This window comes from Lutimonas sp., from assembly GCF_051011215.1.
Taxonomy (GTDB): Bacteria; Bacteroidota; Bacteroidia; order Flavobacteriales; family Flavobacteriaceae; genus Lutimonas.
Genome location: NZ_JBPCUJ010000002.1, coordinates 1 through 11,429 on the forward strand (window position 1 = coordinate 1; position 11,429 = coordinate 11,429).

Sequence of the window (11,429 nt, forward strand, 5' to 3'; positions counted from 1 at the left end):
TCAAAGGCCTTCCAGGTGCTGCCATCATATTTTTCAAGGTAGGTTTCATCCATAAGCAGATTTTTATCCTTGCCTTCTTCAGCGCAGCTAAAGAAAGAAGTTATTAGTACCAGCATCACAAAGAACAAAGCGATGCGAACGAATAAATTTGTTGATTTTTTCATGACAATTGATTTAAGCTTAATGGCTTTAAGTTAGATGCTGGAGGGATTATTCACATTGATGCTGGTCAAGGGGATTATTGATTTAAATTTGTCCTTTTACTCATCCATTTTCTATCTGAATTAAGGAATTCGTGAATCGGCTATCGCCTTATTTGTCTTGAAACAAAAGAACGAAAAGTTCAAGGCTCGTTTTATTTTTCTATATCTCTCTGATAATTTTCCGCTTCCATAGCCCAGCCGTTTCACTCGGGAGCTATTGCTTCGCCCTTTCTAAAATTATCAGGATACATCACGAAAAATTAAATAGGCCGTTTCAGATTACAACAATGATCTCGGTATATATACCACCTTCAAAAATCTTCAATCTCCATTCTCCAATCACTGCCTGTCGGTAGACAGGGTTTCAAGCCCGCCTGCCGAACGGGCAGGAATTCTTAACACGCCTTTTAAACTACACTAACGTAAAAGGTTCCCAATCGAGAAAGGGAAGTGGTTTGAAGGAAGTCTTCGATATTCAATATTCAGTATTCGACATTCCATTTCAAAAATCTTCAATCTCCATTCTCCAATCACTGCCTGCCATTCCTACGGCAGGTAAACCGGCAGGCAGGTCCAATCAGTTCTTCGAAATTCGACATTCAATAAAAACTTCAATATGCAGATTAATTAATTCACCGATGTAACAAAATGCTCGTCTGCTTCGTCTCATTAAAAATATTAAATCAATAACTATGAATAACTACCCTACACAAATTAAAAAAACTCTAATCACAGCTTCGCTCTTCTTTTTGGCGGCCATGCAGTTGGTTATCGGACAATCAAAAAATGAAGAAATCGAAGAACTTATCAAACTATATCATGAATACGGAAAATTCAACGGATCGGCTCTGGTTGCAGAACAAGGAAAAATAGTATATCAAAACGGTCATGGAATGGCCAATATGGAATGGGATATTGAGAACGGAACAGATACCAAACACAGGTTGGGTTCCATTTCAAAACAATTTACGGCCATGCTTATTTTACAGCTTGCTGCTGAAGGGAAAATAGACTTACAGGCACCTATTGACAACTACCTGCCTGAATATCCCAATGGGCATGAAACTCCAATCACCACGCACCATTTATTGACACATACGGCAGGGATTCCGAACTATACCGCTTTCCCTGACTTTTTTAAGGATAAGAGCAGAAATCCTTATACCCCGGATGAATTTGTAGAGACATTCAAGGATAAGGAGCTTGATTTTACACCTGGAGAAAAGTTTAGTTACAGCAATTCAGGTTATTTTCTATTGGGTGTACTTATAGAAAAGGCCTCAGGAAAGTCTTATGAAACCATGGTGCATAATTATATATTTAGCCCACTTAATATGAAGGATTCGGGCTACGACAATCATAAAGATATAATGAAAAACAGGGCCACGGGTTACGAAAAGTATGGCGATGGGTTTATAAATTCCAATTATCTTGATATGAGTATTCCTTACGCTGCAGGATCTTTGTATTCAACGGTCGAAGATCTGTATACATGGGATCAGGCGTTGTACGGCAACAAGATGCTTTCGAAGGAGTATATGGACCTTTATTTTAAGCCACAGATCAAAGCATTCGGTAATTTTGATTATGCCTATGGATGGGGAGTTGGTTATGACAAGATCGGCTCGTCAAAAGACAGCATTTATACCATAGCACATGGAGGAGGAATCAATGGTTTTAATACCATTATTTCAAGGGCGCCCTCTGATAAGTCATTAGTGGTCTTATTGAATAATACAGGTGGTGCTCCACTGAATCAAATGACTCAGTCTATCAGGGCCATTTTAAAAGGCGAGAGTTATAAGCTTCCGAAAGCATCAGGAGCATATGAAGTATTGAGTGTGATACAAAGTGATGGTGTCGAAGCGGGTGAGGCACATTACAAGAAGCTCAAAGATGATGATGGATTTGACTTTAATGAAAATCAAATGAATGAGATAGGTTACTTGCTTATGGGTGAGGAAAAGATATCTGAGGCCCTTGAGGTATTCAAATGGAATATGGAAGCCTACCCAACTTCATTCAATACCTATGATAGTTATGCAGAAGCTTCTATGAAAGCCGGTAATAAGGAAGATGCGATCAAGTACTATAAAAAGTCGATCGAAATCAATCCCGGCAATCAAAACGGTATTGATAAGCTGAAAGAATTGGGTGTGGATACTGCTGATCTGGTCAAAGAAATAGAAGTAGCCGATGCCATTTTACAAAGTTATATAGGTCAATATGAATTGAAGCCTGGTTTTATAATTAGCATTTCAAAAGAAGGGAAGCAAATGAAAGCCCAGGCCACGGGTCAGCCCATGTTTGATATTTACCCAAAATCAGACAGTGTTTTCTATCTCAAAGTTGTCGAGGCACAGATCGAATTTAACCAGACGGATGGAAAGGTTGATAGTTTGACATTGTTTCAGAACGGTCAGGAAATGCCAGGGAAGCGGTTGCAGTAATAGTACCTATTGACATGACGAGTGAATGTGGAATGCCTGTCATGCCTACGATAGTTAAATCAGCGGGCAGGTATTCGAAATTCACTTCAGTCTCAATTATTGTAACAATTCCAATCATCCTCAGTCTCATATAAAAAGGAATTTCATGAAAAAACTATTATGTTCTGGTGTGCTGTTGTTTTTGTGTGGTCAACTTTTGGCACAGGAACAAAAGTCGGCGTATACGATGAGTCAGGAGGCTGATCAGCTCTATATGGCGAAAAATTATGGCACGGCTGCTTCAAATTATCTCAAGGTGATTGAGCTATCTGATTTTGCCGCTCAAAAAAGAACGGCGGCTTATAATGCGGCTTGTTGTTTGGCTTTGGAAGAGAAAATAGACAGTTCTTTTATATTGTTAAACGAGGCAATCGACCATGGCTATAGCAACAAATTTCATTTGAGTTCTGATAGTGATTTAACAAGCCTGCACCAAGATGGTAGATGGGAAGAATTATTGAATAGAGTGCCAGCTTCTAAAACCTTGAACAGTGATCCCGAGAAAGCCAGTATCATAACAAGCGATGTGCATCATTTTTGGGAGGCCTATGATTTGGTACAAGAAGACACGGCCCATGCCAGGGCTATTTATAAACGCTATTATTTTGATAAGGCCAGTGACGGGATGCAGGATTATATGGGGCTAAAAGTTGCTTCAATTGATAAGTTTACGCAGCATATACAGTCACATCCTAAATTATATACATCTATCCGAAAAAATACTCTCAAGGTGGAAGCTTATAAAGAAAAGATACAAACGAGTTTCAATAATTTTAAAGCCATTTATCCGGACGCTAAATTTCCGGATGTGTATTTTGTGATCGGCGCCTTTACCAGCGGCGGGACCATTTCGAATGCCGGCCTGCTTATTGGAACCAATCAAATGAGCGATGGGGAAGGAGTCAATACCGACGAGCTCAGTGATCGCACCAAATTATTGATGAATCAATCAAAGTATATCCCTAATATCGTTTCGCATGAACTGATCCATTTTCAGCAGAACCATATGAAAAGAGATACCATTACTTTAGGCTATGCCATCAAAGAAGGCATGGCTGATTTTATGGGGGAGTTGATCAGTGGCAATTCGGCCAATGAAAAGATCTTTGCCTGGGCTGAAGGTAAGGAAAAGAAGATTTGGGAAGACTTTAAAAAAGACATGTATTACAACCGTTCAAACAACTGGATCGCGAATTACAGCACTGTGTCAGAAGACGGTTATCCTGACCTGGGCTATTGGGTGGGCTACGAGATCTGTAAGTCTTATTATGAGAATAGTAAAGACAAAGAGCAGGCTATTTATGATATGTTGCATATCAGGAATTATAAGAAGTTTTTGGAAGATAGCAAGTGGGAAAGGAAAGTGAAGAGATATTGATTTTTTTGTCCTAAGTTCTTGACTCAAGAGCAGGAAAATAAAATATACCGTTTCCGATCCAAACCATGATGAGATTGGATAAATACCTTTGTAATTCAATAGTTCTTTATCGAACCTTCAACATGCTGCATGGACTGGATTTTTCGAACAACGGCGATTTCCTCGTTGATACCTAATCCACAGTCCCTGAACCTCTTGCCTTCCAAGCTTTAAAATATATTAGAAATTATCCTCAGATAGAGTAACACTCGTACAATTTTGTAGTCTTATGCTATTGTAAAATGTCTAATCTAATTTATATGAAAAAAATTATTTCCCCCCTAGTGCTTTTAAGTGTTTTAATGTTTTCCTGTACGTCTAATGAAGAACCTGAGGAAGTCGTGAATTGTCAGGAAGACCGGAATAAAGTGAATATGACACGCTTTGTGAAATCCGATAGCAGGTCGAATGATGTAATCAACAGCTATTCCTATAACGAACTAAACTTTCTGTCTTCTCGTACCCGCAATTCGCTTTCAAGGAATTTTGAATATACCTATGTATATGATTGCAGCAACAATTTAGTTGAAATGCAGGTAGATGAAACCAAAGATCCGCAGTATGATGGTTCTGATTACTTCTATACCTATGACAATCAAAACAGATTGATTGGTTTTAGCAATAGCTTTCAAGGTGAATCTGATTATGAGCTGACGTATAATGGTAATGTTGTATCTGCTACCGGTACCATAGGCATGGATCAAAATACTTCTGTTACTTTGCAACTGAACAGTCAGGGGCAGGTGAGCAGATTGGATAGGGTAAACGACTTAGGATTTGAGGATCAGGTAATCTACACCATCTTTGAATACGATAGCAACGGTAACCTGATTAAAGTAGAAGATTTTGATAAGGAAGGTTCTTTGAAATACAGCATACGTATTTTCTATGATAACTATACCAATCCATATTATGATCAGTTTAAATCGATTTATTTACAAAGGTTCATAAGTTTATTTTACGATGCCGGTTATTGGGCCGCGGATCGGTTTTCATCGGATGACTTCTATTTCCCTTATTTAAAAAATAACATTACCAGTATAAAAGATACCTTATGCAACGCCTGTTATCCGGAAGTTGTAAAAAGAGACTATAACTACGATGAAGTCTACCCACAAAAGTTCAGCCTATCCTACTGGGGTGCACCGGGTACTGAGACTGAGATTGAGTATTATGAGTAGGAGAGGAAGGCAGGGATTGGAGATTGGAGATTGTTAATTTATGAATTCCTTAATTCAAATAGAAAATGGATGAGTAAAAGGACAGAAAAAAGAATTAAATTTATTCCTTCAACGCCTTCCATTGCTCCAAATCATTCAATAAGGAAACCGCATTATCCTTCAATCCGGTGAGTAACCTGGCATGTACAAGGTGCGATCGTGTAATCCGTTTTAATTGAAAATCGAAATTTTCATCTGCCCGTAAATAGGTTAAAATAGCTTCAAGATCTTCAGCATTTACATGTGAGATCTTTTTTCCCACATAACCCGCAGTAGGCGTTAACTGGATGTTTTCGCGACTTAAGATTTCTTCATGGATATGCATGGGGATGGCATCCACCACAATAGGTAGGTAGCCGTTCACCAATTGATCGGTATATTGTTCAAACCACCATTCTGGACTAAAATTATAATAGTTTCTGATGGAATTTGTTATTTCAATTTCCTTGACCAATTTCAAATTCCCTGTGCTTTTTAAATCGTCAATGGTATTGGTGCTTACAGCCGGTCTCAGCGCTCTTCCCACCCCTTGTAACTGGATAACAAAGGCATTGGTATCTTGAATGATCTCGTTGTGATGAACTACCTTTTTGACCTTTTTGCAAAATTGATTCTTGAGAACAGCAGACGCTATATGATCGGATAGCATTAGTGTATCAGATTTTAAATCATCGATCAATCTGTCCATATAGACCATGGTAGCCTTTTTACTCTTCCTGTCCTCGTTCCAGGTATTGATCTGTAAGGCGATCAAGATCCCGATTACCACAAGTACAATCTCACCAATAGCATATCTGGCGTACTTTATAGGTCGATTGTCGTCAGCCGTTTTTTTACGGATTTTTCTAAAGAATGGGATCATGCTTAAAGTTTTGCTATTTCCTCATCGATTAATTCGAGCGTTATCATTAATTGATCAATGCTTTCATGTGTCATCTGAACTCTCCACTGAGACAATCCAGTTAAGTTTTTTAAAAGACCAATTCTTGTAGGGTTATTCTGAATATATTGCAGTGGGCTGTCAATTTTAGAGACATCTACGTAGGTAATTCCATCGTCTAACAAGGACAGCTCCCAAGTTGTTTCTATAAAATAATTTTTTGTATAAAGATGTTCTTCTAAATGAGACTCAACAATCTTGTAATAAGTACTCAAGGCATTCTTGAGTTCAACACTTGAAATTTTAGAATACATCCCCGTACTTTTTAGTTCCTCCATGGTATCTGTAATCAAGTTTATAGGAACATGTCGTCCTGACCAGGAAAAAGCCAAATTAATAAACTCTTCATCTGCAACTGTTGGTAATGACTTTTGATAAATCCAGTTTGATTGATATGGAAAGTCCTTTTTGAAAATTTCAGTATATTCAATATTTAAAGGCGATGCATTTACTAAGGTTAAAAGTTTTTCCATAGAATAGAATCTAAAAAGTTCTGATTCTCGTACATAATTCAAAGCCCCCAGGTTTTCATTCAAATCAAGTTTTAAAGCGACCAGATCTTCTTTCAACAATTCTTTGTCTTTTCGTTCTTCATTCCAATTATTGATATACAGTGCAATCAAAATCCCTATAACTACAAGAATTATTTCACCCACGGCATAGCGAGCATATTTTAATGGTCGGTTATCGTCTGCCATTTTTTTTCTGAGTTTTCGGAAGAAAGGAATCATTGTTTGATAGTTGAGATATAAATATAAAGAATTTAGATTGGACCTGCCTGACGGCGAGGCAGGGATTGAAGAGTTGATCAAGTAATTTTAGCTCCCTTCCTGATTACTGTTCATTTTTCTGATCACATAAATATGTGGAAAGCTGATAGCTGCGATGAATGTAAAAAAGAGGGCATTGAATAATTCAGGCATTTCTGAGGTCAGCAGAAATAATACGCCAATACCGGTCACCGAAATCAACCAGTAAATAAAAGAAGTTTTGATATACTGTTTAAGACTGAATGCTTTCATGCTACTTTTTAAGACGCTGATTTGATCCATGATAGAGGGATAGGCATGCCAAACAATAAAGTAGATGGCGAATGCCCATAAAACAGTGGCAAATTGAAAGATGATATAAAAAATAAGGAGTAGGAAAACCTCGCGTACCAAGCTGGTCTTTAATTTTTTCTCAAAAAACAATAGGGTACCAAAAATACAAGTCAGACAAATCGATACGATCAACCCTGCAGAGAAGAGGAGCGAAGAAAGTACAAGGCCTGTTATTTGAGAAATGATCAATATAACTTCGGTTTCATTTAAAAAGAACAACATTGATAAGATCATCATACCGTAAGAGAGATAAAAAAGTTCTTTGGTCAAACGCTTTGATCTCACTTTCTTAACAAAATGCTGTTCACCAAAATGATAGGCACTAAAGAGGATAAAAATACCCAACGTGATGCTTGGAATAAAATAAAAAAGAAGTACGGTCAACAAAATCATACCTATATAGAGCGCTATTACCTGAAAGGTTTGCTTCCGTTTCAGGTTAAAAGACCCGAATAGCAATTCAATATCATTGGAGCCATGTAAAATACCGACGGTAAGGATCATGATATAGGCCAGATATGCCTCGGTATGTACGTCTATCACCGTGGTGGTCCACAGTAAAAAGAAGGTAACCAATAACTTTATGTTGGGCAATGATCTGGTCATTTTGTCTAAGTATTTGTAAGCAAATATAAACAAAATATGGATTTATAACATTTTTGTTTAAGTTTTTAGTATATTTGTTAGACAAAAAATAATTACATTATGACAACACTAAATATTTTTATGAGTCAGATGCCTCCGATGGCTGCTGACGATTATGTCGGATTTACCTTCTTTGTCGGAGCAATGGCCATGATGGCCGCCTCGGCTTTCTTTTTCCTTTCAATGAATGGATTTGACAAGAAGTGGAGAACATCAATCCTGGTTTCAGGATTAATAACTTTTATTGCTGCCGTACATTATTGGTACATGCGGGATTATTGGATTTCAAATGCTGAATCACCTACATTTTTCAGGTATGTGGACTGGATTCTCACAGTACCCTTGATGTGTGTGGAGTTCTATCTCATACTGAAAGTAGCCGGAGCGAAAACATCGCTGATGTGGAGATTGATCTTTCTATCTGTCGTTATGTTGATTACGGGTTATCTTGGAGAATCTGTCTATAGAGACAGTGCGGCGCTTTGGGGCTTTATCTCAGGGATCGCTTATTTTGCCATTGTCTATGAAATTTGGTTGGGATCAGCCAAAAAATTGGCAGTAAAAGCAGGTGGGAACATATTGAAGACTCACAAAATGCTGTGTTGGTTTGTCTTGGTAGGATGGGCTATTTACCCCTTGGGATACATGGCCGGAACACCCGGGTGGTACGAAAGTCTTTTTGGAGGACTTGCCATGGATGTCGTATATAATATCGGAGATGCCATTAATAAAATAGGTTTCGGACTAGTGATTTATAGCTTGGCTGTAGCTGCATCAGAAGAGGCGCAAACCGCCTAATAATATTTTAAGATCGGGGCCTTGAACAGCGCCCCGATTTTTTTTGAGTTTTTAATGACTCTAAAATCTAACGAATTGATTCCTATTGTTTCAGATGAATTGAATAAGCGTAACAGGCCTTTTCCAACGGTACTTAATTTTTGATTCTTTCCATTGCTCCAAATCCCTTAACACATCCAAAAGATACCTTCGGACAATAATTCTACCCTTTCGTACAAAATGAGTTTTAATTTATAGGAAGGATTGATACATTTGGTTTCTATGAAAATAAATAAAATCACCTTCGCTTTGATACTTATGTTGTCCTTGGCAGTGGCAGCGTTTACCTACACCAGCAAATCACCGGTAACAGACTTTTTACAATCACTTGATCAGGAGCAGCTTGAGAAAGTGCAAATGTCATTTGATGACAAGAGCCGTGATATATGGCATTTCCTTCCTGGCAAGATGTGGCCGAGGAAAGGAATCTGGTTAAAAGACCTTACACAGCAACAAAAAGAACTGGTATTTATCTTACTTCATGACCATGTAAGTGAGGCTGGATTTAAAAAAATCCTCGGTATTATCGACCTGGAAAATGTGCTGGTCGAGATGGGGCAGGACAAGGGGTTTAGAGATCCTGACAAGTTTTTTGTAGCCATCTATGGTGATCCGTCCAAAGACAAACTATGGGCCTGGTCTTTTGAAGGACATCATCTGTCCTTGAATTTTACCATCACAGATAAACATGTGAGCATGACACCTCGTTTTATTGGCGCCAATCCGGCAACCATACCTGTTGGGAAAAGAAAAGGAGAACGCCCCCTGGAAGCTGAGGAAGATATTGCTTTTGAGCTGCTGAATTCTATGGATTCCAACCAACGTGTCAAAACGATTTTTAGTAATAGATCGTATTTTGAAATAGTGACCTCCAATGCCACCGAAGTCGGTCCTTTGCGTCCGGTGGGTATCAAGTATTCAGAATTGAAAAAAGACCAGCAAGATCATTTACTAAAACTCATTCAAGTATACCTGTCGGCCATGCCCGAAGATATTGCTGCTAAACGCATGAAGGAAATTGAACAGGAAAAACTAGCTGAGATCAGGTTCGGATGGGCAGGAGCCACGGAGATGGGTAAGGGACATTATTACCGCATTCAAGGGAAATCCTTTCTAATTGAATTTGACAATACCATCAGCAGTGCCAATCATATCCATACCGTCTGGCGCGATTTTGACGGTGATTTTGGCAATGACGTCATCAGAAAACACTATTTGGAAAGCAGTCATAATTAGAAAATCTCCCTGGTAGTTCACCAATTATCAGATTCAGATTGGAAACTAGAGATTTTTGAATAAAGAATAAGGAACTCCGAATCTCGAAGTTCCTTTATAACCATCAATTTAGTTTCGAATAAAAGCCTGGATCTTTTGGTTCTTTTTCATGAATGTAAAAGATATTTGAAACAAAGCTTCCTACTGTTTAATAACATCTTTTTCCCGAAAATCAATCTCAGAAAAAACACGTAAAAAATTCTCATTATAACTCAATAGAGGTATCCATGTTCGGAATTCCATTTTCTTTACAAGATCTTCATGGAACAGTTGATCCATTATGCCGCTGCGTTTCTTTTCAAGCATCACCAAAAGATCATAATCATCTTCGGCCATATACTTATAAAGTGATTGGAACAGGTCCTCTGAATAGAGTAACTCAAATGTGAAATGTTTATAGTCTATGGTGTCTAATACCAATTCTTTAAACCATTCCATTTTTTCTACGCCCCTGAATTCATTGTCAAGATTCATGTGTAAAATTTTAATCTCAGGCTGATAAGGGCTCACAAATTCTACGAGCTTTTCAATGGCCCTAAGGTCGACTTCCTGGAAATCGGAAGCATATAAAATTTTCTCATAGCCATGCTGATCGGCAAATTCCGGAACAGCCATCACAGGAATTGGAGACTGTTCAACCAGCGCCTTGGTAGTACCTCCCAGAATCACTTCTTTCAAGGTGTTTTTCCCTCGGGTACCAGTCACAACGACTTCAGGTTCATACTCTTTAATGGCCTTTAAAATTCCTCTCACTACAGAAGGATGTTCTATAGCAACATAGGAGGCTTTGATGCCGGTTTCATAATGGTCATAAAATTCTTCTAAGGAGCGCTCCCAGCTTTTGAGAGTATGCATTTTCATTTCCGATAAGTTATAAGTATTTGGATAGGTCCATACGGTTGGTACATCATAAACATGTACCAGAACCAATTCAGCCTGATGTTTTTCGGCCAGATTTAAAGCAAAGCAAAAAGCCTTGTTAGCGTTCGAAGAAAAGTCTGTAGCAAAAAGTATTTTTTTCATCTTGATCCCTTTTAATGTTAATGAGATAAAGTAGAAAAATAAGTTCTACTATGCATTGACGGGGATCAATGAATTAATTGATATGAATCAGTCTGATAAATCGCAAAGGTATTCAGGGGCGGACTGCAAGCGATTTAAAATATAAAGTGACTTACTTTCCAATACAGAAGTTCGCAAAAATGTTCCCTAACAGATCATCGGTAGTGATTTCTCCGGTGATCTCACCTAAATGAAATAAAGCCTGTCTGATATCAATGGCCATAAGGTCGCTTGAAAT

The 11,429-nt window shown here is 38.2% G+C and carries 10 protein-coding genes; 5 read left to right on the top strand and 5 right to left on the bottom strand.

Annotation, left to right across the window (positions count from 1 at the left end):
• Positions 1–895: 895 nt before the first annotated feature.
• The 3 genes from ACR2MV_RS00020 (at position 896) to ACR2MV_RS00030 (ending at position 5,290) form a co-directional block, all read left to right on the top strand.
• Complete coding sequence (locus tag ACR2MV_RS00020; protein WP_434019810.1) at positions 896–2,653, top strand: serine hydrolase; 1,758 nt, start codon at positions 896–898, stop codon at positions 2,651–2,653.
• Positions 2,654–2,798: 145 nt separating this feature from the next.
• A complete protein-coding gene (locus ACR2MV_RS00025; RefSeq protein ID WP_434019811.1) occupies positions 2,799–4,070 on the top strand; it encodes a TPR end-of-group domain-containing protein in 1,272 nt (423 codons plus the stop codon).
• Between the two features lie 299 nt (positions 4,071–4,369).
• Entirely contained in the window at positions 4,370–5,290 is a 921-nt protein-coding gene (locus ACR2MV_RS00030) for a hypothetical protein (RefSeq protein ID WP_434019812.1), read from the top strand.
• A gap of 100 nt (positions 5,291–5,390) precedes the next feature.
• Here ACR2MV_RS00030 and ACR2MV_RS00035 read toward each other — a convergent pair whose 3' ends face one another.
• The 3 genes from ACR2MV_RS00035 to ACR2MV_RS00045 form a co-directional block, all read right to left on the bottom strand.
• On the bottom strand, positions 5,391–6,191 hold the full coding sequence (locus ACR2MV_RS00035; RefSeq protein ID WP_434019813.1) for a DUF6090 family protein: 801 nt from the start codon (positions 6,189–6,191) through the stop codon (positions 5,391–5,393).
• Between the two features lie 2 nt (positions 6,192–6,193).
• Positions 6,194–6,967, bottom strand: a complete 774-nt coding sequence (locus ACR2MV_RS00040; RefSeq protein ID WP_434019814.1) for a DUF6090 family protein — start codon at positions 6,965–6,967, stop codon at positions 6,194–6,196.
• Between the two features lie 120 nt (positions 6,968–7,087).
• On the bottom strand, positions 7,088–7,978 hold the full coding sequence (locus tag ACR2MV_RS00045) for a Brp/Blh family beta-carotene 15,15'-dioxygenase (protein ID WP_434019815.1): 891 nt from the start codon (positions 7,976–7,978) through the stop codon (positions 7,088–7,090).
• A 99-nt stretch (positions 7,979–8,077) separates the two neighbouring features.
• On the opposite strand from ACR2MV_RS00045, the gene ACR2MV_RS00050 reads away from it, so the two are divergent.
• Positions 8,078–8,815, top strand: coding sequence for a bacteriorhodopsin-like (locus ACR2MV_RS00050; protein WP_434019816.1), 738 nt, complete (start codon positions 8,078–8,080; stop codon positions 8,813–8,815).
• A 261-nt stretch (positions 8,816–9,076) separates the two neighbouring features.
• The gene (locus tag ACR2MV_RS00055) at positions 9,077–10,090 is read left to right on the top strand and encodes a DUF3500 domain-containing protein (RefSeq protein WP_434019817.1); all 1,014 of its coding nucleotides are present in this window, start codon (positions 9,077–9,079) and stop codon (positions 10,088–10,090) included.
• 180 nt (positions 10,091–10,270) lie between these two features.
• Here the strand turns inward: ACR2MV_RS00055 and ACR2MV_RS00060 are convergent, their stop codons facing one another.
• Together ACR2MV_RS00060 and ACR2MV_RS00065 are read right to left on the bottom strand one after the other, a co-directional pair.
• Entirely contained in the window at positions 10,271–11,152 is an 882-nt protein-coding gene (locus ACR2MV_RS00060; protein ID WP_434019818.1) for a universal stress protein, read from the bottom strand.
• A gap of 151 nt (positions 11,153–11,303) precedes the next feature.
• On the bottom strand, positions 11,304–11,429 hold a 126-nt coding region (locus tag ACR2MV_RS00065), incomplete at its 5' end, for a hypothetical protein (protein ID WP_434019819.1).

Coding starts and splice junctions, on each gene's coding strand:
- ACR2MV_RS00020 (WP_434019810.1), top strand. CDS start 896: ATGAATAACTACCCTACACAAATTAAAAAAACTCTAATCACAGCTTCG.
- ACR2MV_RS00025 (WP_434019811.1), top strand. CDS start 2,799: ATGAAAAAACTATTATGTTCTGGTGTGCTGTTGTTTTTGTGTGGTCAA.
- ACR2MV_RS00030 (WP_434019812.1), top strand. CDS start 4,370: ATGAAAAAAATTATTTCCCCCCTAGTGCTTTTAAGTGTTTTAATGTTT.
- ACR2MV_RS00035 (WP_434019813.1), bottom strand. CDS start 6,191: ATGATCCCATTCTTTAGAAAAATCCGTAAAAAAACGGCTGACGACAAT.
- ACR2MV_RS00040 (WP_434019814.1), bottom strand. CDS start 6,967: ATGGCAGACGATAACCGACCATTAAAATATGCTCGCTATGCCGTGGGT.
- ACR2MV_RS00045 (WP_434019815.1), bottom strand. CDS start 7,978: ATGACCAGATCATTGCCCAACATAAAGTTATTGGTTACCTTCTTTTTA.
- ACR2MV_RS00050 (WP_434019816.1), top strand. CDS start 8,078: ATGACAACACTAAATATTTTTATGAGTCAGATGCCTCCGATGGCTGCT.
- ACR2MV_RS00055 (WP_434019817.1), top strand. CDS start 9,077: ATGAAAATAAATAAAATCACCTTCGCTTTGATACTTATGTTGTCCTTG.
- ACR2MV_RS00060 (WP_434019818.1), bottom strand. CDS start 11,152: ATGAAAAAAATACTTTTTGCTACAGACTTTTCTTCGAACGCTAACAAG.